We start from the raw sequence: 21,246 nt of genomic DNA, 5'->3' as shown, positions 1-21,246 counted from the left end.
ATTTAAAGAATGGACACTTCTGTAAACAGTGTTGTTTTTTTGAATTTTTCCGATCCGGCAGGGAAAAAATTACATAATTTTTTATTTTAACCTTCAAATCTAATCTATTGGTATAAAAAAATACTTCCCCTAAAAAAGCCTTCCGGTGAAATTTATAAAAAGAGAAACCGGGATGAAAATCCTTGAAAATAAAGGATTTTTCACAGGTTCTTACATATATTTTCAACTAAAAGATGAGGAAGGTCCGTAAGGTTTGGCGTTTCAAGTTGTTATATCTTTAAAGTAAAATAAAAAATTAAATAGACAAATATTTAAAAATGGTTGATTGTGATACAATAGAGTTAACTGGCAGTAGCATATTTTTGCCTCTACAGTGAGATTTTTTTAAACATAAACAAAAAGGAGAGTTTTGAAAATGAAAAGCTATCGTGAACATGTTTCGAAGCAGGAAAAATTTTCAATTCGTAAGTTATCAGTCGGTGTTGTTTCATTGGCCATCGCTGGATTGGCTACTGTTAATACCTACGGAGCAGAAGTGAAAGCAGATGAAGCAACAGCGCCTGCAACTGAAGCGACTACTACGGATACAGCAACAAGCGATGCAGCTGTTTCAACAAGTTCTAAGTTGACATCTACAACTGTGACAGAAGGAAATAAAACAGTTACGACGACTTATGTAGAATCACCAGAACTTGAAAAAGCAAAAGCTGATGCGGCTACAGAAGGTGTGACCGTTACAGAAGAAGCTGAAAAAGTCCAACCATCTATCGCAGCAGCAGAAGCAGATAATAAAGCTCAAACAGCTGAAATCAACACAGTAGTTGATAACTACAAAAAGGCAAAAGCGGAGTATGAAGCAAAATCTCAAGAAATCACATTGATTGAAAAGAGAAATGCAGAAGCAGAAGCGGCTTACAAGAAACAAGTAGAAGACTACAAAACCCAACAAGCAGCTTATGATAAAGCTTTAGGAGAGTACAATGCTAAAAAGGCAGCCTACGATGCTAAAGTAGCAGAAAAAGCAGCAGCAGATAAGGCCAATGCAGAAGCAAAAGCTAAGTATGAAGCAGAAATGGCTGTTTACAATACAGCGAAAGCGCAATACGATAAAGATTTACAAGAATACCAAACTAAGAAAGCGCAATACGATAAAGATAAAGCAGCTTATGATCAATTGGTAGCGAAGAAGGCAGAAGAAGATGCTGCTAAGGCTCAATACGAAGCTGATCTTGCAAAATACAATGTAGAAAAAGTACAGTACGAAAATGATTATATTGCTTATCAAAAGAAATTAGCTGAATACGAAGTTGCCAAAAAACAATATACGGACGCGAAACAAGCATACGACAAATATATGACAGACAATGCGTATGCTGACCTTAAAAATGTTTCAACTGTTCAAGATTTGACCTTCCAACGTGAAGGTGGTGCAACTCACACCATTGACGGCATCAGCACTTATCTTACTCGTGATGCTCAAGCTCGTTTAAATACAAGCAATGTCCATCAATATGATTCTAATAAATTGGAAGCTTCAGATATTGTAGCAACTAGTCCTTGGGCCAATAATGAAACTGAGTACATTCAAGTGAAAGAAGGCGATAAATTTGTCGTTACTTATGATAACTTGAATCAGTCCAGCATGCGTGAAAATACGGATATGCATCCAATCAAACGTGTGATTTACCGTTATGAGATTTTAAGTCTTCCATCAAATGATGGCAAAGGGATTGCAGCAGTCAACGCAGATCCAACGGTAACCATGACAGTGGGTGCTTCAACAGACCAAGACAAACCTGTTAAGGTTGCTGTCGATGTTGAATTCTATGATGGTGATGGCAATAAATTTGATTTGACTCAACGCAATGCCATTGTCGCTTTGAACTCGCTCAACCACTGGACAGGTGCTTCCTATGTCGATAGTGGAGACAAACCTCGTGCCCTTACAGTAGAAGCCAAAGATAAAGATGGCAACACTGTTCGTGGAACTTGGGATCCATATGCAGATGGTTCATCCATGAGCATTGAAAACAATGAAGTGAAGGTTAAAACAGGAAAAGCAGACTTTGGTACTGCAACTGTTTCCATTTCAGCAGACAACCCTCTCAAAATTGTGACTCAGAAATATGGTTATGTTAAAGATGACACAGGTAAATGGGTTCCTGGTACGACACCTGAGAAGGAAGAAGTAACGGATGCGTTAACTGTAAATGCTTCGGGTTCAGGAAGTGTTCATTCTATTGGTACAGAAGAATTTACCTTTGAAGGTAAGGATGATGTTATCGGATCATACAAAGTAGATGCAACTACAGGTCAAATTACGTTCACACCTAAGAAGAAATTTGAAAACGTGGAACACCAAGAGTCTGTAAATGTTGGAAATAATAAATTTATTCCAATTCCAAACTCAAGTGTTTCTTATGATGCTGCTACTAAAGAAGTGACTTCCTTTAAAGATAACCAATATATTGAACATGGATCTGTCTTTAACGGTGAATCTTCAACAACTCTTGAAGGTTGGGATAATCCATCTTCTCCATACCTCTATTATGGTGGAGCAGGCTTGAAGATGTCAGATGGACACTTAGTCTTTACGGCTAATGGTGCCAATGCGGCTGGTCAACCAACGGTTTATTGGTTTGCCATCAACTCAAATGTAGGTCTTCCTAAAGAGCCAGGAGAAGAACCGAAAGAGCCAACAAAACCAACAGAACCAAAGGCTCCAACTCCACCAACGATTACAGTGGAAAATCTACCTGCAGAGCCAACGAAACCAGAAGAACCTAAATCACCAACTCCGCCAACAGCACCTAACTACACTGTGATTACGGTCGATGTGGAGGAACCAAAATCACCAACTCCACCAACAGAGCCAACCCCACCGACTCCTGAAGTTGTTCCAAATACGAATCCGGTGAAACCGGAAGCTGAAGTGAAATGGCATAAGAATAAAGTGGTAACGGAAACAGATATTCCAACCCCACCAACGCCAGTTCCTCCAACTCCACCAACACCATATAACCCACCAACACCAATTGTTCCACCTACACCAATCGTTCCACCAACTCCAGAGGTTCCAACCGAACCAACTCCTGAAGTTCCGGAACAGCCTGTACAACCTGCGCAACCACAAACACCTGCGCTTCCAAATACAGGTACAGAAAGCTCAACTGCAGCTGTTCTTGCAGGTGCGATGGCTGGATTGCTTGGATTGGGTCTTGCACGCAAGAAAAAAGAAGATTAATTCTTCGTTCTTTCGTCCATTCATCTAAATAAAGAAAGTCAGAAGGCAAGTCCTTCTGGCTTTTTTGATGGGAGTGATGACCAAATAGTTGAGAAATAGAACAGAATAGTTTTTGGATAAGGAGAGGAAATGGCTTTTATAGACCAAATAGTGTCGAAATGAAGCAGAATAGAAATGGATGACACAAGAAGAAGAGAATGAGGTATACTGGTGGTGTTCGAATGAAAGTTTATAGGACTCCGTTATATCTCTAATCATTCCAATGATACAGTTGTGATGTCTTTTTCATCTTTTGCACACATTATTTTCCAAATGAATTTCATTTGAACGTATCAGTGATCAGGCAAGTGCTTCCACTGTTTTGAGGCGCTTGCCTTTCTATCTGTATCGCGATATAATAGGGTGTAAGAAATGAAAAGGAGTTTGTATGAAAAAGAAACCTATCTATCTTTACATCCTGTTATTTTTCTCTACGGTTGGAACCCTGACTTCAGCTGTCTCAACCTTTGGAGCTTCAAAGAGTTTTGAGCTGACAGATGATTTTGCGAAACAACTTGGTTTAACAACGGCTCAAGACAAGGCGGACTATGTGACATATTATGAGAAATCAGCCCAACTCAATCAGTCTCCACTAACCTTTTTATTTGTTTCCCTGATTCTGATTGCCTTACTGGCAACTTTCTATTTCCTCTTTATGAAGCAGGATCTGTTAACAGCCCATTATACTTACATGGGGCAGATTTTATTAAGTCAAGCCTTCTCTTGCTATAATTATTTTGCAGGGCGTCCGCTATTGGCTAGTTTTTCAAACCCGTCCCTTCGTCAACGATATCTAGCATCTTCGTCCATTGCTTTGTTGCTCTTGACTGCTTTATCTCTTCTCTTCCTTGGAATTGTTTTGTATAAAACCTTGCGTTTGAGAAAAGCTCAAGCTACGGCATAATAGATAAGTTTGAATGGAGCTCTCTTAGAGGATAAGAGAGCTTCTTGATTGGAGAAAAAAGATGAAAGTATCCTTTGTTTATATTAGTCTGAGTGGGAATACAGAGAGTTTTGTCCGCCGCTTAAGTGACTATTTGCTGGAAGCCCATCCCGGACTTGAAATCGAGAAAGTGCATGTGAAAGACATGGTCAAAGAGGGCCAGTCCTTCTTTGAAATGACCAATCCTTTTATCACTTTTTTGCCTACCTATTTGGAGGGTGGAAATGGTGTTGACAATGGCGATGTGGAAATTTTGACGACAGATGTTGCGGATTTTATTGCTTATGGAGACAATGCCAGCAAGTGCTTAGGAGTGGTTGGATCAGGCAATCGGAATTTTAACAATCAATATTGTTTAACCGCTAAGCAATACAGCCAACGCTTTGGTTTCCCCATGTTAGCCGATTTTGAAATGCGGGGGATGTTGGGAGATATTAAAAAAGTAGCCGCCATTGTAGAAGATTTGTATCATCTTTAAAATAAAGAGAGTGGGACAGAAATCGGTAATTCGTTAGAATTCGATTTCGTCGTCCCACCTCCGCACAGTTGAGTAGGGCTGTAAAAGCTGATGAAATCAGCGTAGTAGAGGCCACTCAACCACTGCGTCTTGCTCGACAATCCAAAAATAATTGAGAGGCTAGGACTTTTGTCCCAGCCTCTTATTTGTTGCGACTGAATAGAAGAGGAGTCACATTTTATATGACTCCTCTTCTATGGCTTATTTTAATTTTTCTGTGATTTCTTTAGCAAGTAGGAGCCCCAATCGATAGTCTTTGTTGATGGCATGGATGACATCGTTGATATTGTCGGTCTCTTGGATTTTTTCCTTGATGCTATCTTTGAAAGCTTGATCTTTCAAGAGTTGCTCTTGTAAGAGCCGTTGTAGTTTTTCTCTCTCGTACTTGTTAAATAAAAAGAGGACCACTAAACTGATGAAAATTAAGATGTAAACGGTTTGATTCATAGATTTCTCCTGTATATAAAGGATCTGAAAATGTAGAGAATGAAAGGCATTGGACATGAGAAAAGGAGTGAGAAAGAACTAAATTGAATCGCATTTAGTTTCTCCTCTCACTCCCATAAGAGATGTTCTACGTATCCATCATAGATAAGAAATTACATTTTCTCAGGTGCATCGACACCAAGTAAGCGAAGGGCTTCTTTTAAGACTACTGCTGTTGAGTAGCTAAGAGCAAGACGGCTTTCGCGTTCTGGACTTTCATCCAAGATACGAGTGTGCGCATAGTATTTGTTGAAGGCTTGAGCCAAGTTGATAGCATATTTTGCGATCAAGGATGGATCATAGTTTTCAGCAGCACGTTTCACCACACGAGAGAAGTCTTGGAGAAGCTTGATGATTTCCCAGCTTTCAGGATCGCTCAAGCTGTATGTCGCATCTGTAGATGGTGTGAAGTTGGCTTTGCGAAGGATGGATTGGATACGAGCGTAAGCGTATTGAACGTAAGGTCCAGTTTCTCCTTCAAAGGATACCATGGCTTCGAGGTCGAAGTCATACCCATTGCGGCGGTCTGTCTTCAAGTCGTAGAATTTAACCGCACCAACACCGACTGCATGTGCCACTTCTTCCTTGTTTTCCAATTCAGGGTTCTTTTCTTCGATCTGCGCTTTGGCACGAGAGATGGCTTCTTGAAGAGTTGGTTCGAGAAGGATGATATTTCCTTTACGAGTTGACAATTTTTGGCGGTTTTTTGTCACCAAACCAAAGTCAACGTGAACCATATCGTCGCTCCAGTCAAATCCCATTTTCTTCAAAACAGCTTTCAACTGACGGAAGTGGTTAGATTGTTCTTGACCTACAGCATAGATGTTTTTCACAAAGTTGTAAGTCCGTGCACGGTAGATAGCGGTTGCGATATCACGCGTGATGTAAAGAGTGGCACCGTCTGATTTCTTAATCATAGCTGGTGGAAGGTTGACATCATCGAGCTCAACGATGCTAGCACCCTTAGACTCTTTCAACAAGCCTTTGTCTTCAAGAATTTGGACAGCTTCATCCATCTTGTCATTGTAGAAAGCTTCTCCGTTTAAGCTGTCAAATTCAACACCGAGGAGTTTGTAGATACGGTTGAATTCTACCAAGCTTTCGTCACGGAACCATTGCCACAACTCAGTCGCTTCTGGATCTCCATCTTCCAATTTCTTGAACCAGAGACGTCCTTCATCATCAAGCTCAGGATCGTTTTCGATTTCAGCGTTGATCCGAACGTAAAGTTTTAGCAATTCATCGATTGGGTTGGCTTCGACAGCTTCCTTGCTACCCCATTTTTTGTAAGCCACCATCAAGAGACCGAACTGTTTACCCCAGTCACCCAAGTGGTTGATTTTAATCGTGTTGTAGCCCATTTTGCGGAAGATGTTTGAAAGAGCATCCCCGATAACGGTTGAGCGCAAGTGACCAACTGAGAATGGTTTTGCGATATTTGGACTTGAAAGGTCGATGGTAATGTTTTGGCCATGACCTTCGTCTTGTTGACCATAGTCTGCACCTGCTTCGATGACGGATTTGATTACTTGATCAGAGATCTTAGATTTGTCTAAGAAGAAGTTCACGTAAGGTCCAGTTGCAACGACTTTTTCGAAGGCACTTTGGTCGATCTTTTCAGCAATGTCTGCAGCGATTGCTTGAGGAGCCTTGCGTTCCACTTTTGCAAGTGAGAAGGCTGGAAAAGCAATGTCACCAAGATCAGATGATTTTGGTTGTTCAAGCAAATTTAAAATAGCATCTTGGTCAAGAGAGTCAATCACTTTGGCCAATTCACTAGCAATGAGTTCTTTATTGTTCATATTAGCTCCTTAGTCCTTTTAACTATTATTTTAACACAATTCTGAGCGAATTTTCAATTTTTTTGGTATAATTTAAAGTATATTTATTCAAAAGTGGAGGTCCAATGAAAAAGACAGAACGTCACCTTTTGATTCAACAAATGATTCGAAATGAAAAATTGTCGACTCAAAAAGAGATTCAGGATCGGTTAGAAGCAAAAGGAATTGCTGTAACGCAAACAACTCTGTCACGAGATTTGCGCGATCTGGGTCTAGTCAAGGTGAAACGAAAAGACCAGTTGTATTATATTTTGCCAAATGAGCCTGAGGTGGCAGAGATTTATATTATGTTGTCCAGCCATGCCAAGTCGGTCTCACGAGCAGAATTCACTTTGGTTTTGCGGACAGAACTAGGAGAAGCAGCTCTCTTGGCCAATGGTGTAGATGAAATGTCAGATGAGCGTATTTTGGGAACAGTAGCAGGGGCCAATACCCTCTTGATTGTCTGCCGTGACCAAGAGGCAGCCATTGAAATTCAAAATGAAATTTTAGGGATGATGCAGTAATCAAGCCCCGTTGGAGAGAAAGAGAGATGTCAAAAGGAGGAAGATAGTGAGCTATCTACTCCTGTTTTCATCTATGGGGCTTGCGTCAGAAAATGATGCAAGAGTAAGGAATAAAGAAGTATGGCAGTAGAGAAAATATCCCCTGGAATGCAGCAGTATCTAGATATCAAAAAAGACTATCCGGATGCCTTTTTGCTGTTTCGAATGGGAGATTTTTACGAATTATTTTATGAAGATGCAGTGAATGCAGCTCAAATTTTAGAGATTTCCTTAACCTCACGGAATAAAAATGCAGAGAATCCAATTCCTATGGCGGGTGTTCCCTACCACTCGGCCCAGCAGTATATTGATGTTCTTATTGAACAGGGGTATAAGGTCGCGATTGCAGAACAAATGGAAGACCCCAAAGAAGCCAAGGGGGTCGTTAAGCGTGAAGTCGTACAGGTGATTACGCCGGGTACAGTGGTGGATTCGACCAAGCCAGATAGTGAGAACAACTTCCTGGTTGCCTTGGATCGTTCAGGGAATGAGTATGGGCTAGCCTATATGGATCTGGTAACAGGGGAGTTTCAGGTGACGACCCTCAATGACTTCACTATGGTTTGTGGAGAAATCCGCAATTTACGTGCGCGTGAGGTGGTCCTGGGTTATGAGTTGCCAGAACAGGAAGAGCGTGTGTTTATTAGCCAGATGAATCTTTTGCTGTCACATGTAGAGACGGTGCTTGACGATGTTCAACTCTTAGGGGATCAGTTGAGTGAGCTCGAAAAGAAAACGGCTGGAAAACTTCTCCAGTATGTCCACCAGACACAAATGCGGGAATTGAGCCACCTCAAAAAAGCCCATCATTATGAGATTTGCGATTTCTTGCAGATGGACTTTGCGACCAAGGCTAGTCTGGATTTGACAGAGAATGCACGGACTGGGAAGAAACATGGTAGCTTGTATTGGTATTTGGATGAAACCAAGACGGCCATGGGCGGTCGTTTGTTGCGGTCCTGGATTCAGAAACCCTTAGTCGATTTGAAACGGATTCGAGAGCGCCAGGACATCATTCAGGTCTTTATGGATCATTTCTTTGAACGGAGCGATTTGACCGACAGCCTCAAAGGGGTCTATGACATTGAACGCTTAGCGAGTCGGGTTTCCTTTGGTAAGATCAATCCTAAGGATCTCTTGCAGCTAGGAGATACTCTGGGGCATGTGCCGACGATCAAGTCGATTCTACTGGGAATTGGTGATCCGGTCTTAGATGTCTTGATTGCACGCTTGGATGAACTTCCTGAGTTGCACCGCTTGATTACCTCAGCTATTGCTCCGGAAGCGTCTGCTGTTATTACGGAGGGAAATATCATCCGAACTGGGTTTGACGAGCAATTGGACCAGTACCGTGTCGTTCTTCGAGATGGTACTGGTTGGATTGCTGAGATTGAAGCCAAGGAGCGCGAAGCCAGTGGCATTACAGGTCTAAAGATTGATTACAACAAGAAGGATGGCTACTATTTCCATGTCACCAATTCTCAATTGAGTCACGTTCCTGCTCACTTTTTCCGCAAGGCGACCTTGAAAAATTCAGAACGCTTTGGTACGGAGGAATTGGCACGTATCGAAGGAGATATGCTAGAGGCGCGTGAGAAGTCTGCTAATCTGGAATATACGATTTTTATGCGGATTCGTGAAGAAGTTGGCAAGTATATCCAACGTCTGCAACAGTTAGCTCAGGCGATTGCGACGGTTGATGTTTTACAAAGTTTAGCCAGTGTCGCTGAGTCGCAACAATTGAATCGTCCCTTCTTTCATGAAGAACGACGAATCGCGATCGACAAAGGTCGCCATCCAGTTGTCGAGAAAGTCATGGGAGCCCAGTCCTATATTCCTAATAGCATCTTTATGGATGAGGAACGGGATATTCAGCTGATTACGGGGCCAAATATGAGCGGGAAGTCTACCTATATGCGCCAATTGGCGATCATTGTGATTCTTGCCCAAATTGGCTCCTATGTTCCAGCGCAAAAGGCCGAGTTGCCAATCTTTGATGCGATTTATACTCGAATCGGAGCTGCTGATGACCTGGTATCGGGTCAGTCTACCTTCATGGTGGAAATGATGGAGGCCAATCACGCCATTCGCAAGGCAACGACCCAGTCCTTGATTTTGTTTGATGAGTTGGGACGGGGAACGGCGACCTATGATGGGATGGCCCTCGCCCAATCCATCATCGAATACATTCACGATTGCACCGGTGCCAAAACCTTGTTTGCGACCCATTACCATGAATTGACGGCTCTTTCAGAAACCTTGTCTCGCTTGGAAAATGTCCATGTTGCGACCTTGGAGCGAGATGGTCAGGTTACCTTCTTGCACAAGATTGAACCCGGCCCAGCAGATAAGTCCTATGGGATTCACGTGGCCAAGATCGCTGGTTTGCCAGAAGAATTGCTGAAGCGGGCGGATGCGATTTTGACCAAGCTCGAAGGACAAGCCCAGCAAGTACCGCTTGCGGATGCAACCCCTAAAAAGGAAGTACCTTCGCAGGTTGCTGAACAAATGTCCCTCTTTGAGGAAGAGCCAGAAAATACAGTGATCACAGAATTGAAGAATCTGGATCTCTACAATATGACTCCCATGGAAGTCATGATGGCAGTCGCCAAATTGAAAAAGAAATTATAAAAGAAGATCCTCGTGACGGCGAGGATCTTTTCCTTTAGTGGTTAGCAATGCTTTGATTGATTTCTTGAACTTGTTTTTTATAAAAATGATGGGAGACCAACCAGATGATCACGTAAACGAGGGTGAATTCGACAACGAGTGAGAAGTAAAATCCGAGTCGTGCTGGAAACCAGCCGGCCAAGGTAGCTAGGGGAATAAACCCAAGTAACATGAGTAGGTAATGGCTCAGAGTAGCCCGTAAGAGGCTCCAGTCTTTTTGAAAGAGGAGACTTCCGAAGCTAAAGAGGACCCCAATCGCACCCCAAACGAGAGCACAATAGAGCATGACCAGTGAGCCGTGAACATGATGCAAGAACATCCAGCGACCGACTGCAGAGTTGGGACTTAAGGGAAGGTACAACTCAGGTGAGAAGAGATAGGAAAAGAAGATGGATAAGATGAGCCCGATGAAAATCCCTTTTAGGGCGTCAGAAAAAGATTGTTTTAGCATGATAATTTCTCCTTAATGGCTTTCAAGTAACGACGGGAGGAGTAGGTCAGACTCCCGTTTTTAAGATAGATTTGCACCGATCCTCCACTAGTAAAGTGCAGGTGATCGATTTCTTTTGTGTTGATAATTTCAGATTGGGAAATTTTGAGAAAGCAGGTCGGTAAGTCTTCAGATAACTGATAGAGTGGCCCAGTCAGAATAAATTGATCTGTCATGGTCTCACCAATTACTTGCCGATTTTCAATGTAAAAACGTTGGAATAGCTGGCTTTCGATCAGGTAAGCTTCCCCATCCTTTTTGGCACGTAAGCGCCCTTTTTGATCCAATTCTTCCACAAAGTCACGGATTTTCTCTACACGCGCAGATAGTGCAGGTGCTGTGATCATCACCGCTTCTTCTTGGAAGTGGGAATCAATGTGTACTTCAACTTTCATAAGATCGTTTCTCCCTCCTTTGGGTAAAGTCGGTTGGCCTGCTAGCCCGGCTCCTTCTTTACACTACTATTAAACACTTTTTCCAAAGGGAAGACAAGGGGATTTGTCTATGTGGTCATTTTCTTTGCCTATGCGGTTTTTAAGGAAGAAGATGGGCCAGCCTCTATTTTTTAAGAAAGGGAGTCTTGTGGATCTGTGGTATAATAGAGCTACATGTATCGGTGAAAAAATAGGTAAAGGAGCAGACATGCCACAGATTATTGAATTGCCAGAAGTCCTCGCCAATCAGATTGCGGCAGGTGAAGTGATTGAACGACCTGCTAGTGTGGTCAAGGAATTGGTTGAAAACTCGATCGATGCTGGAGCTAGCCAGATTGTTGTTGAAATCGAAGAAGCAGGATTGAAGTCGATTCGGATTACAGACAATGGGGAAGGAATTGCGCACGATGAGGTCGCTTTGGCCCTCCGTCGACATGCGACCAGTAAGATCAAGAGTCAAGCAGATCTTTTTCGTATTCGAACGCTTGGTTTTCGTGGTGAGGCCATGCCTTCCATTGCTTCTGTCAGTATTCTAACCCTTCTAACGGCGCAAGAAGGAGCTGCCCACGGGACCAAATTGGTCGCAAAGGGTGGCGAAATTGAGGAAGTGGAGCCAGCGACAAGCCCTGTCGGGACCAAGATCACAGTGGAAGATCTCTTTTTTAATACACCTGCCCGTCTCAAGTATTTAAAGAGCCAGCAGGCAGAGCTATCCCATATCGTGGATATTCTCAACCGCTTGAGCTTGGCCCATCCTGAGATTGCCTTTACCTTGATCAATGATGGAAAAGAAATGACCAAAACAGCGGGGACGGGCAATCTCCGGCAAGCGATTGCGGGTGTCTATGGCCTCGCGTCTGCCAAGAAGATGGTGGCCATTGAAAATCGCGACCTGGATTTTGAAGTGACGGGCTTTGTGTCTTTGCCTGAATTGACTCGTGCCAATCGCAATTACATCAGTCTCTTTATCAACGGCCGTTATATCAAGAATTTCTTGCTCAATCGAGCTATTTTAGACGGCTACGGCAGTAAACTCATGGTGGGGCGCTTTCCGCTCGCGATCATTCATATCCAGATAGACCCTTACTTAGCGGATGTCAATGTTCACCCGACCAAGCAAGAGGTTCGTATCTCCAAAGAACGAGAACTGATGGCCTTGATTTCCCAAGCGATTGCGAATGCTTTGAAAGAGCAGGACCTGATTCCGGATGCTCTAGAAAATCTAGCCAAGTCGACCATTCGCCGAACAGAAAAGCCAGAACAGACGACCCTGCCTTTAAAGGAAAACCGCCTCTATTATGATCGAGAAAGTCAAGATTTCAAACTTCGACCAGAAGTGGCAGATCCTCAATTACCTCTAACAGATGAGCTAACTGCTGATTCTACAAGCCAAGAAAACACCGTAGAAAAACCGACAAGCGCGATTAAGTTTGCGGAAAGAAAGACTGTGGTTTATGATGAACTGGATCACCCAGAGTTGGATCTGGCTAGTCTAGACAAGGCCTATGATAAGTTGGATGGGGAAGAACATTCGACCTTCCCAGAGTTAGAATATTTTGGTCAGATGCATGGAACCTATCTCTTTGCCCAAGGAAATGGGGGCCTATATATCATTGACCAGCACGCGGCCCAAGAGCGGGTCAAATACGAAGAATACCGGGAGAGCATCGGGGACGTAGACGGCAGTCAGCAACAACTGCTGGTGCCTTATATCTTTGAGTTCCCTACAGACGATCTGATCCGCCTGCGACAGCGCAAGCACCTTCTAGAAGAAGTGGGCGTCTACTTAGAAGAATACGGAGCCAACCAGTTGATCTTGCGGGAGCATCCGATCTGGATGAAGGAAGAAGAGATCGAGTCGGGCATCTATGAAATGTGTGATATGCTCCTTTTGACCAAGGAAGTGTCCATCAAGAAATACCGGGCTGAGTTGGCCATCATGATGTCCTGCAAACGCTCCATCAAGGCCAATCACACACTGGACGATTACTCTGCACGGGATCTCATCTACCAACTGTCCCAATGTGACAACCCTTATAACTGCCCTCATGGCCGTCCGGTCTTGGTCAACTTCACCAAGTCCGACATGGAAAAGATGTTCCGACGCATTCAGGAAAATCACACCAGTTTACGGGAATTGGGCAAATATTAATCAAACAATAAAGGAATCTTATGTACGAATACATTAAAGGAATCTTAACGAAAATTACCGCCAAATACATCGTGGTAGAAACAGCTGGAATCGGCTATCTCTTGCATGTGGCCAATCCCTATGCCTACTCTGGTAAAATGAACCAAGAGGTGCAAGTCTACCTGCACCAAGTGGTTCGGGAAGACGCTCACCTTCTCTATGGCTTTGCGACCGAAGAAGAGAAACAGCTCTTTTTAAACTTGATCTCAGTCTCTGGGATTGGACCTGTATCAGCTCTGGCCATCATTGCTGCAGATGACAATGCAGGCCTTGTCCAAGCCATCGAAAGCAAGAATATCACTTACTTGACCAAGTTTCCAAAGATCGGCAAGAAAACAGCCCAACAGATGGTGCTGGACTTGGAAGGTAAGATCAATCTTGATCTAGAAGATGCACCGGCTCAGACCAAAGCCAAAGTTGCAGAAGAAAACCAAGCCCTTGAAGAAGCTATGGAAGCCATGTTGGCATTGGGCTACAAAGCAACGGAACTTAAGAAAATCAAGAAGTTCTTTGAAGGTACGACCGATACAGCAGAAAACTATATCAAGTCAGCCCTTAAGATGTTGGTGAAATAGGAGAATGGTATAACGATTATTATTATTATTATGTAAATAGTAGGGATTAAATATTTAATATATAAATGAAGATTGCAAACGGACAATAAATGATATATAATTGATTCATCAAGCTACTAGAAACATCAAAGTAATAGTGGTATTTTGTAAATAAACAAATGGGGGAAGTTTATGAAAACATTATGGACATTATTTAAATGGGCTGTGCTGTACGTTATTTTTGGAATTGTTACGATTCCTGTCATGATTATTCGTGAACTTAAAAAATAGCAAGAGAGCCTACGGGCTCTTTTGTTAATATGATTGTCTATAAATTAAATAAGCGTTTCAATGATCATGAGAATGATTGTGATTGGAAATAGGAACAATAAAAAGTCGCAGGTTGCGACTTTTTTAAATAATTTAGGAAATTGTGTTAAAATGAAATGAAAATTACGAATAGTATAAGTGGGAGGCACCATGAAGGCGGAAATTATTGCAGTTGGAACAGAAATTCTAACAGGACAAATTGTCAACACCAATGCTCAATTCTTGTCTGAAAAATTGGCTAGTTTAGGAATTGATGTCTATTATCATGTGGCGGTAGGAGACAATGAAGGTCGTCTCTTCTCGACCATTGAGACAGCTTCAAAACGCAGTGATTTGGTGATTTTATGTGGTGGACTTGGGCCAACAGAGGATGATTTGACCAAGCAAACCCTTGCTAAGTTCTTAGGGAAAGAACTGGTTTTTGATCCAACAGCGCTTGCCAAACTCGACACCTTCTTTGCCAGCCGCCCTGATTATGTCCGGACGCCCAATAATGAGCGACAAGCACAATTGATTGCCGGTTCAATCCCCCTTCAAAACCGTACAGGTCTCGCGGTTGGAGGTTTGATTGAAGTCGATGGTGTGACCTATGTCGTTCTACCTGGTCCTCCAAGTGAGTTAAAACCCATGGTCAATGAACAATTGGTGCCTCATTTGACGACAGGGGAAGAGCTCTTTTCAAGAGTCTTGCGCTTCTTTGGGATTGGGGAAAGCCAGCTAGTTACGATCCTAGCAGATATCATTGAAGAGCAGAGTGATCCGACAGTGGCCCCTTATGCCAAGACGGGAGAAGTGACCTTGCGTCTGTCTACAAAGGCGAAGGATCAAGCCTCAGCGGATGCTAAGCTCGATGTCTTAGAAAAGGAAATCTTATCACGCCACACCCTGGACCATCAACCCTTGCATGAACTGTTTTACGGTTATGGGGATGATAATTCGATGGCCAAGGTGGCCTTTGATCTCTTGAAACGGACTGGTAAGACCATTACAGCTGCAGAAAGCCTGACGGCTGGCCTTTTCCAAGCGACTTTGGCAGATTTTTCAGGTGCGTCCAGCATCTTCGCGGGTGGTTTTGTCACCTATAGTCTGGAAGAAAAAAGCAAGATGTTGTCTATTCCAGCTCAAGAGTTAGAGCAACATGGAGTGGTGTCTCATTTTACCGCTCAAGCCATGGCTTCACAGGCCCGTAAGTTAACAGGATCCGATTATGGTGTTAGCCTGACCGGAGTTGCGGGGCCAGATAGTCTAGAAGGGCACCCAGCAGGGACTGTCTTTATCGGACTTGCGACTCCAAATGGAGTGGATAGTGTCCAAGTTAATATCGCTGGACGTAGCCGGGCGGATGTCCGCGAAATTGCAGTCCTTCATGCCTTTAATTTGGTGCGCTTGGCTGTATTAAATGGTGAAAATTTGGTATAATGAAGCTTGTGCCAAATGAAGAATAATTCTAAAAATGGATAGGAAATGTAAAGCGTCGGTGAGTTGCATACATTTCCTGTATAGTAAAAAATAGGAGAAAAGAATGGCGAAAAAACAGAAAAAATTAGATGATATCTCTAAGAAATTTGGAGATGAACGTGAAAAAGCGCTCAATGATGCCCTGAAGTTGATCGAAAAGGATTTTGGTAAGGGATCGATCATGCGTTTGGGCGAACGTGCAGAGCAAAAAGTTCAAGTCATGAGCTCTGGTTCCTTGGCGCTTGATATTGCCTTGGGTGCTGGTGGTTATCCAAAAGGTCGGATCATCGAAATCTATGGTCCAGAATCATCTGGTAAAACAACCGTTGCCCTCCATGCAGTAGCGCAAGCACAGAAAGAAGGAGGCATTGCTGCTTTTATCGATGCCGAGCATGCCTTGGATCCATCTTATGCAGCAGCTCTCGGAGTCAATATCGACGAACTTCTCTTGTCTCAACCAGACTCAGGGGAACAAGGACTTGAAATTGCTGGTAAATTGATCGACTCTGGTGCGGTTGATTTGGTGGTTGTCGACTCTGTTGCGGCCTTGGTCCCACGTGCGGAAATCGATGGAGATATCGGGGATAGCCACGTTGGTTTGCAAGCGCGGATGATGAGCCAAGCGATGCGTAAACTCGGAGCTTCTATCAATAAGACCAAGACCATTGCCATCTTTATCAACCAATTGCGTGAAAAAGTTGGGGTCATGTTTGGGAACCCTGAAACCACACCTGGTGGTCGTGCCCTTAAATTCTACGCTTCTGTCCGTCTAGATGTTCGTGGAAACACTCAAATCAAGGGGACTGGGGACCAAAAAGATACCAACGTTGGTAAGGAAACCAAGATCAAGGTTGTGAAGAACAAGGTGGCTCCACCGTTCAAAGAAGCCATGGTTGAAATCATGTACGGGGAAGGAATTTCACGTACAGGTGAATTGGTGAAGATTGCAACAGATTTGGATATCATCCAAAAAGCTGGTGCCTGGTACTCATATAACGGCGAAAAAATTGGTCAAGGATCTGAAAATGCTAAGAAATTCTTGGCTGACCACCCAGAAATTTTTGACGAAATCGACCACAAGGTTCGGATTCATTTTGGTTTGATCGAAGAAGACGAAGCAGTGAAAACCCTTGATAAAACTGAAGAAGCAGCTCCTGTCGTAGAAGAAGTAACTCTAGATTTAGATGATGCGATTGAAATTGAAGATTAATTTTTTTCAAAATAGGTCGCTAGACTGATGGTTTTTGTGTTATAATTTAATACGATAGTATTATCGTGTAGCGAAAGGAGTGCATGCATGATTAAAATTTATACAGTGTCAAGTTGCACCAGCTGTAAAAAAGCAAAGACTTGGCTCAACGCTCACCAGCTAACTTATAAAGAACAAAACCTCGGTAAGGAAGGGATCACCAAAGAAGAATTATTGGATATCCTTACAAAGACTGAAAATGGAGTGGCAAGTATTGTCTCTTCAAAAAATCGATACGCTAAAAATCTAGGAGTGGACATCGAAGACTTGAGTGTCAATGAAGTCATTGACATCATCATGGAAACACCTCGTATTCTTAAAAGTCCGATCTTGGTAGATGACAAACGTCTCCAAGTGGGCTACAAAGAAGATGATATTCGTGCCTTCTTGCCACGATCAGTTAGAAATGTAGAAAATGCAGAAGCGCGGATGCGTGCAGCTCTTTAAAGTGGTTGAAAATCAGAAACAATTTGTTTCTGATTTTTTCTTTTTAAAAATCGGAATGAAAAGCAGTTTACTGCGCCATTTTACGAAATCTATGATACAATATTTTAGAAAACAATAACTAGTAAGGAATGGAAAATGAAAAGGAAAATCTTCTTATTGGGTGCGCTTGCCTTGTGTTTGACTGGATGCGGTCAAAAAAAACAAGCGAAAACGCCAAATTCAAGTGAACAAAAGGCGCTCCAAGCAAAAGCAGAGCAGCTGCAAAAGGATAATAAGAGTATTCTACAAAAAGCTGAAGAAAATAAAGTCATCACTAGGACCTTTGTCTTTCCAAAAGATGATAAGGGAACACAACAGACGCAAATCGTCACCTATGTGGGGAACACCTTTAAAAAGTTGGAGACTATCAATGTGACGGCAACCGATGAGGAGTTGAAAAAAGGGATCCAACAGGTTGGAGTCGAGGAAGCACAAAAGCAATTGAGAGAATCCTTTAACAAGGACGATGCCTTTAAGGAAGCTTTGACAGTGCCAGGTTTCACAGCTGATTTAACCTTGGAAAATGAGAATGAATACAAGGTAACCATCACCTATGACTTTGAAGCGATGGATGTGAAGAAGGCCGAAGGCATGACTTACTTCAAAAACAATCACTTACCAGAGTTGTTGAAGTTGACACCGAGTCAATTTGCGGACAATCTTATCAATGCTGGAGCAAGTGAGCAAAAATAAAAAAACAGTTTAACTGAAATAGCTCAAAAATGCTTGAAAAAGCTGTAAAATCAAGGGCTTGACCGTTGTGGAAAACTCTTGATTATGGTATAATAGTAATATTCTAAGGAAAGAGGGTGTTCTTGTGGGATTTACAGATGAAACAGTACGTTTTAATCTTGATGATTCAAATCGTAAGGAAATTAGCGAGACCTTGAAAGATGTTTACTTGTCACTGGATGAAAAAGGCTACAATCCAATTAATCAAATCGTAGGATACGTACTCAGTGGTGATCCTGCCTATGTACCTCGTTATAATAATGCACGGAACCAAATTCGTAAATATGAACGAGATGAGATCGTGGAAGAATTGGTACGTTATTATTTGAAAGGGCAAGGAATAGACCTCTAATGAGAATTATGGGATTGGATGTTGGCTCAAAGACCGTAGGGGTTGCTGTGAGTGATCCTCTCGGTTTTACAGCTCAAGGTCTTGAAATCATCCAAATCGATGAAGACAAAAAAGAATTCGGTTTGGAGCGCTTGGCCGAATTAGTGGCTCAATATAAGGTGGACCGTTTTGTTGTAGGCTTACCAAAAAACATGAACAACACAAGCGGACCGCGTGTGGAAGCCAGTCAGGCTTATGGCGCAATGATTGCTGAAAAGTTTGGGTTGCCAGTCGACTACCAAGACGAACGGTTGACGACAGTTGCTGCAGAGCGGATGTTGATTGAGCAAGCAGATATTAGCCGTAGCAAACGTAAAAAAGTTATTGATAAGTTAGCAGCGCAGCTCATTTTACAAAATTATTTAGATCGCAATTTTTAGAAAGAAAACGAGGAAGAATAGTATGGCACATGATCATAACCACGACCATGAAGAACGTGAATTAATCACATTGGTGGACGAACAAGGAAATGAAACCTTGTTTGAAATTCTTTTGACCATTGATGGCAAAGAAGAATTTGGAAAGAACTATGTCCTTTTGATCCCTGCAAATGCAGAAGAAGATGAAAACGGCGAAGTTGAAATCCAAGCTTATTCATTTACAGAAAACGAAGACGGAACAGAAGGCGACCTTCAACCAATCCCAGAAGACTCAGATGCAGAATGGGATATGATCGAAGAAGTCTTCAACAGCTTTATGGAGGAGTGATACAGTCTGGGAGACTGTATCACCTCAACTCCTAGAAACTAGAAAGAGTTGAAACATCCGGTGGATGTTTTTAGCCCTGCTTCAAGAAACAAGAAAAAGCAGGAAGTCCGATGGACTTGCTGTAAAATGAGAACGAAACAATTACAAAAGAAAGGAGCGCAAACGTCAGAAGAGGCTTTGTCGCTTTTTTCTTTTAGGAGGAAGATGTGAATAAGATTGAGCAATGGATGAATAGTCGGATCGGTCTGAATTTTCGATCGGGCCTGGATCGTATGGAGCAGGCAGTGAGCCTTTTAGGGAGGCCAGATAAGGCTTATCCGATTCTTCATGTGACAGGAACCAATGGGAAGGGATCCACAATCGCCTTTCTGCGTCAATTATTGATGGCTCACGGAAAGAAGGTTGGGACCTTTACCTCTCCTCATATGATCAGTATCCATGATCGGATTTGTATTGGGGGTCAGCCGATTTCAGATGAAGATTTTACTCGGATTGGTCAAGAAGTCCAACAAATGGAGCAGACCTTGCTTCAAACCCAGGACCAACTCTCTTATTTTGAGATTATCTGTCTCATGGCCCTCTTGTATTTTAAGGAGCAAGCTGTGGATGTAGTCTTGTTGGAAGTTGGCATCGGTGGGCTTCTAGATACGACCAATGTAGTGGCAGGAGAGATCGCAGTGATCACTTCGGTTGGCCTGGATCACCAGGAAACACTGGGAGGGACGATTGCAGAAATCGCCCAGCAAAAGGCAGGAATCTTTAAGAAGGGCAAGAAAGCTGTGGTGGGTCCCTTGTCGGATGATGCCATAGCTGTTTGTCAAGAAAAAGCGAAGCAATTGGATGTGGATCTCCATGCCTTCCAGAAAGATTTTGGCTTAGAGCAGGACCGTTTTTGGAATGAACGTGTGGATCTTGTCTGGCCGTCTCTGGGCTTGAAGGGTGATTACCAACGGGAAAATGCTGCAGTAGCTCTGGAGGCCTTTCTCCTCTATATGGAGGGGCTAGATCAAGAAGTGGATATGGAGCAGGTCAAGCACGCCTTGCAAGAGACAAGGTGGCCGGGACGTCTAGAGTTGTTTGGTGACCAGGTGTATCTGGATGGCGCTCATAATCCTCATGCTATGTTACGCTTGATCGAATTTGCCAATAGCTTAGCAGGAAAGCGCGTGAAGATTTTATTTGGAGCCCTCAAGCGAAAAGATTATAGCGGGATGCTCCAAACGCTTCAAGCGGGATTGCCAGAAGCTGAATTGATTTTGACAACCTTCCATTACGGAGAAGTGGTGGCACAAGGTGACCGACAAGACTTGCCCTATGTAGCTGACTACAAGGCCTATATCAAAGAATTTATGGATCAGAGTCGTCCAGATGAAGTCTTATTTGTGACAGGATCCTTGTATTTTATTGCAGAAGTAAGGGCATTTTTATTAGAGGGGTAAACAATTGACCTAAAGACTTTCTTGGCGTATACTGGTGGTAGATAGTATACGGTTATGGCGAAAGGAGTCGTTCTTAATGAAAAAAATCATGTCTATACTGACCTTGGCAGTAGCCCTTTTCCTGACTGCTTGTGGCCAGCAAGAAAAAGCGACACAGACTTCAAGCAAACAGACGTCTGCTTCATCACAGACTGTGACGTCAGCGAGTGAAGAACAGAAAGAAGGAATGTCCATAGATGGCAGTTATCGAGGACAGGACGAGGAAAATACGATTCTCTTAGTTGTGACGGGGCGAAAAGGCACGTTTACGGTACAAGATGCTGATGGAGAAGAAGAGACCAAAGAGGTTAGTATTGATCCGGTCAATCAATCCATGCGTATCGGAGATGAGCCTTATCGCTATCGGATCGAAGGAAATCAGTTGTCGCTAGAAGACTTGGAACAAGCAGAGGATGATCAAGGGATTATTGTCCTGACCAAGCAATAAGGGACGAGACAA

Annotated in this window: 20 protein-coding genes; 16 read left to right on the top strand and 4 right to left on the bottom strand. The window is 42.9% G+C overall.

Annotated elements, in window-relative coordinates; genetic code table 11:
* The first annotated feature begins 415 nt into the window (after positions 1-415).
* The 3 genes from O3646_RS07055 (at position 416) to nrdI (ending at position 4,704) form a co-directional block, all read left to right on the top strand.
* Positions 416-3,244 (top strand): GbpC/Spa domain-containing protein, encoded by a 2,829-nt coding sequence (locus O3646_RS07055; protein ID WP_049516110.1) that lies wholly within the window; start codon positions 416-418, stop codon positions 3,242-3,244.
* 427 nt (positions 3,245-3,671) lie between these two features.
* Positions 3,672-4,187, top strand: a complete 516-nt coding sequence (locus O3646_RS07050) for a hypothetical protein (RefSeq protein WP_049516112.1) — start codon at positions 3,672-3,674, stop codon at positions 4,185-4,187.
* 61 nt (positions 4,188-4,248) lie between these two features.
* Positions 4,249-4,704, top strand: coding sequence for a class Ib ribonucleoside-diphosphate reductase assembly flavoprotein NrdI (gene nrdI / locus O3646_RS07045; protein WP_049516115.1), 456 nt, complete (start codon positions 4,249-4,251; stop codon positions 4,702-4,704).
* 240 nt (positions 4,705-4,944) lie between these two features.
* Here nrdI and O3646_RS07040 read toward each other — a convergent pair whose 3' ends face one another.
* Together O3646_RS07040 and argS are read right to left on the bottom strand one after the other, a co-directional pair.
* Complete coding sequence (locus O3646_RS07040) at positions 4,945-5,190, bottom strand: hypothetical protein (RefSeq protein WP_049515223.1); 246 nt, start codon at positions 5,188-5,190, stop codon at positions 4,945-4,947.
* Positions 5,191-5,342: 152 nt separating this feature from the next.
* The gene (argS, locus tag O3646_RS07035; RefSeq protein WP_021154104.1) at positions 5,343-7,031 is read right to left on the bottom strand and encodes an arginine--tRNA ligase; all 1,689 of its coding nucleotides are present in this window, start codon (positions 7,029-7,031) and stop codon (positions 5,343-5,345) included.
* Between the two features lie 104 nt (positions 7,032-7,135).
* Between argS and argR the strand changes: the two genes are divergently transcribed.
* On the top strand, positions 7,136-7,576 hold the full coding sequence (gene argR / locus O3646_RS07030; protein ID WP_023919910.1) for an arginine repressor: 441 nt from the start codon (positions 7,136-7,138) through the stop codon (positions 7,574-7,576).
* 120 nt (positions 7,577-7,696) lie between these two features.
* Positions 7,697-10,246 carry a DNA mismatch repair protein MutS gene (gene mutS / locus O3646_RS07025; RefSeq protein WP_371610711.1) on the top strand — a complete coding sequence of 850 codons (2,550 nt, stop codon included), beginning with the start codon at positions 7,697-7,699 and terminating at the stop codon, positions 10,244-10,246.
* Positions 10,247-10,280: 34 nt separating this feature from the next.
* Here mutS and O3646_RS07020 read toward each other — a convergent pair whose 3' ends face one another.
* The gene (locus O3646_RS07020; RefSeq protein ID WP_227223953.1) at positions 10,281-10,736 is read right to left on the bottom strand and encodes a DUF3021 domain-containing protein; all 456 of its coding nucleotides are present in this window, start codon (positions 10,734-10,736) and stop codon (positions 10,281-10,283) included.
* Positions 10,730-11,170 (bottom strand): LytTR family DNA-binding domain-containing protein, encoded by a 441-nt coding sequence (locus O3646_RS07015; protein WP_049503862.1) that lies wholly within the window; start codon positions 11,168-11,170, stop codon positions 10,730-10,732. The genes O3646_RS07020 and O3646_RS07015 overlap by 7 nt, the downstream gene beginning before the upstream one ends.
* 247 nt (positions 11,171-11,417) lie before the next feature.
* Between O3646_RS07015 and mutL the strand changes: the two genes are divergently transcribed.
* From mutL to O3646_RS06960, 11 genes are all read left to right on the top strand, one after another.
* Entirely contained in the window at positions 11,418-13,361 is a 1,944-nt protein-coding gene (mutL, locus tag O3646_RS07010) for a DNA mismatch repair endonuclease MutL (protein ID WP_371610710.1), read from the top strand.
* A gap of 20 nt (positions 13,362-13,381) precedes the next feature.
* A complete protein-coding gene (gene ruvA / locus O3646_RS07005) occupies positions 13,382-13,975 on the top strand; it encodes a Holliday junction branch migration protein RuvA (protein WP_371610709.1) in 594 nt (197 codons plus the stop codon).
* A gap of 459 nt (positions 13,976-14,434) precedes the next feature.
* Positions 14,435-15,703: a competence/damage-inducible protein A gene (locus O3646_RS07000; RefSeq protein WP_371610708.1), complete on the top strand. Its 1,269-nt coding sequence runs from the start codon at positions 14,435-14,437 to the stop codon at positions 15,701-15,703.
* Between the two features lie 103 nt (positions 15,704-15,806).
* Positions 15,807-16,952 carry a recombinase RecA gene (recA, locus tag O3646_RS06995; protein WP_371610707.1) on the top strand — a complete coding sequence of 382 codons (1,146 nt, stop codon included), beginning with the start codon at positions 15,807-15,809 and terminating at the stop codon, positions 16,950-16,952.
* Between the two features lie 87 nt (positions 16,953-17,039).
* On the top strand, positions 17,040-17,438 hold the full coding sequence (gene spx, locus O3646_RS06990) for a transcriptional regulator Spx (RefSeq protein ID WP_003009108.1): 399 nt from the start codon (positions 17,040-17,042) through the stop codon (positions 17,436-17,438).
* Positions 17,439-17,573: 135 nt separating this feature from the next.
* A complete protein-coding gene (locus O3646_RS06985; RefSeq protein ID WP_070506008.1) occupies positions 17,574-18,170 on the top strand; it encodes an SP0191 family lipoprotein in 597 nt (198 codons plus the stop codon).
* A gap of 124 nt (positions 18,171-18,294) precedes the next feature.
* Positions 18,295-18,561, top strand: a complete 267-nt coding sequence (locus O3646_RS06980; protein ID WP_003002070.1) for an IreB family regulatory phosphoprotein — start codon at positions 18,295-18,297, stop codon at positions 18,559-18,561.
* Positions 18,561-18,980, top strand: coding sequence for a Holliday junction resolvase RuvX (gene ruvX / locus O3646_RS06975; protein WP_023919889.1), 420 nt, complete (start codon positions 18,561-18,563; stop codon positions 18,978-18,980). Before O3646_RS06980 ends, ruvX begins: the two co-directional genes overlap by 1 nt.
* 22 nt (positions 18,981-19,002) lie before the next feature.
* Positions 19,003-19,308: a DUF1292 domain-containing protein gene (locus O3646_RS06970; protein WP_003001941.1), complete on the top strand. Its 306-nt coding sequence runs from the start codon at positions 19,003-19,005 to the stop codon at positions 19,306-19,308.
* A 206-nt stretch (positions 19,309-19,514) separates the two neighbouring features.
* Entirely contained in the window at positions 19,515-20,747 is a 1,233-nt protein-coding gene (locus O3646_RS06965; protein ID WP_371610706.1) for a folylpolyglutamate synthase/dihydrofolate synthase family protein, read from the top strand.
* A gap of 76 nt (positions 20,748-20,823) precedes the next feature.
* On the top strand, positions 20,824-21,234 hold the full coding sequence (locus tag O3646_RS06960) for an SP_0198 family lipoprotein (protein ID WP_371610705.1): 411 nt from the start codon (positions 20,824-20,826) through the stop codon (positions 21,232-21,234).
* The last annotated feature ends 12 nt before the right edge of the window (positions 21,235-21,246 follow it).

It is taken from the genome of Streptococcus sp. 27098_8_148 (genome assembly GCF_041432105.1).
GTDB classification, from domain to species: Bacteria; Bacillota; Bacilli; order Lactobacillales; family Streptococcaceae; genus Streptococcus; species Streptococcus parasanguinis_AE.
This window is presented reverse-complemented; position numbering and strand designations above follow the sequence as displayed.

Coding starts and splice junctions, on each gene's coding strand:
- O3646_RS06985 (WP_070506008.1), top strand. CDS start 17,574: ATGAAAAGGAAAATCTTCTTATTGGGTGCGCTTGCCTTGTGTTTGACT.
- argR (WP_023919910.1), top strand. CDS start 7,136: ATGAAAAAGACAGAACGTCACCTTTTGATTCAACAAATGATTCGAAAT.
- O3646_RS07050 (WP_049516112.1), top strand. CDS start 3,672: ATGAAAAAGAAACCTATCTATCTTTACATCCTGTTATTTTTCTCTACG.
- O3646_RS07020 (WP_227223953.1), bottom strand. CDS start 10,736: ATGCTAAAACAATCTTTTTCTGACGCCCTAAAAGGGATTTTCATCGGG.
- recA (WP_371610707.1), top strand. CDS start 15,807: ATGGCGAAAAAACAGAAAAAATTAGATGATATCTCTAAGAAATTTGGA.
- O3646_RS06970 (WP_003001941.1), top strand. CDS start 19,003: ATGGCACATGATCATAACCACGACCATGAAGAACGTGAATTAATCACA.
- argS (WP_021154104.1), bottom strand. CDS start 7,031: ATGAACAATAAAGAACTCATTGCTAGTGAATTGGCCAAAGTGATTGAC.
- mutL (WP_371610710.1), top strand. CDS start 11,418: ATGCCACAGATTATTGAATTGCCAGAAGTCCTCGCCAATCAGATTGCG.
- spx (WP_003009108.1), top strand. CDS start 17,040: ATGATTAAAATTTATACAGTGTCAAGTTGCACCAGCTGTAAAAAAGCA.
- O3646_RS07040 (WP_049515223.1), bottom strand. CDS start 5,190: ATGAATCAAACCGTTTACATCTTAATTTTCATCAGTTTAGTGGTCCTC.
- ruvX (WP_023919889.1), top strand. CDS start 18,561: ATGAGAATTATGGGATTGGATGTTGGCTCAAAGACCGTAGGGGTTGCT.
- ruvA (WP_371610709.1), top strand. CDS start 13,382: ATGTACGAATACATTAAAGGAATCTTAACGAAAATTACCGCCAAATAC.
- O3646_RS06960 (WP_371610705.1), top strand. CDS start 20,824: ATGAAAAAAATCATGTCTATACTGACCTTGGCAGTAGCCCTTTTCCTG.
- O3646_RS07015 (WP_049503862.1), bottom strand. CDS start 11,170: ATGAAAGTTGAAGTACACATTGATTCCCACTTCCAAGAAGAAGCGGTG.
- O3646_RS07000 (WP_371610708.1), top strand. CDS start 14,435: ATGAAGGCGGAAATTATTGCAGTTGGAACAGAAATTCTAACAGGACAA.
- nrdI (WP_049516115.1), top strand. CDS start 4,249: ATGAAAGTATCCTTTGTTTATATTAGTCTGAGTGGGAATACAGAGAGT.
- O3646_RS07055 (WP_049516110.1), top strand. CDS start 416: ATGAAAAGCTATCGTGAACATGTTTCGAAGCAGGAAAAATTTTCAATT.
- mutS (WP_371610711.1), top strand. CDS start 7,697: ATGGCAGTAGAGAAAATATCCCCTGGAATGCAGCAGTATCTAGATATC.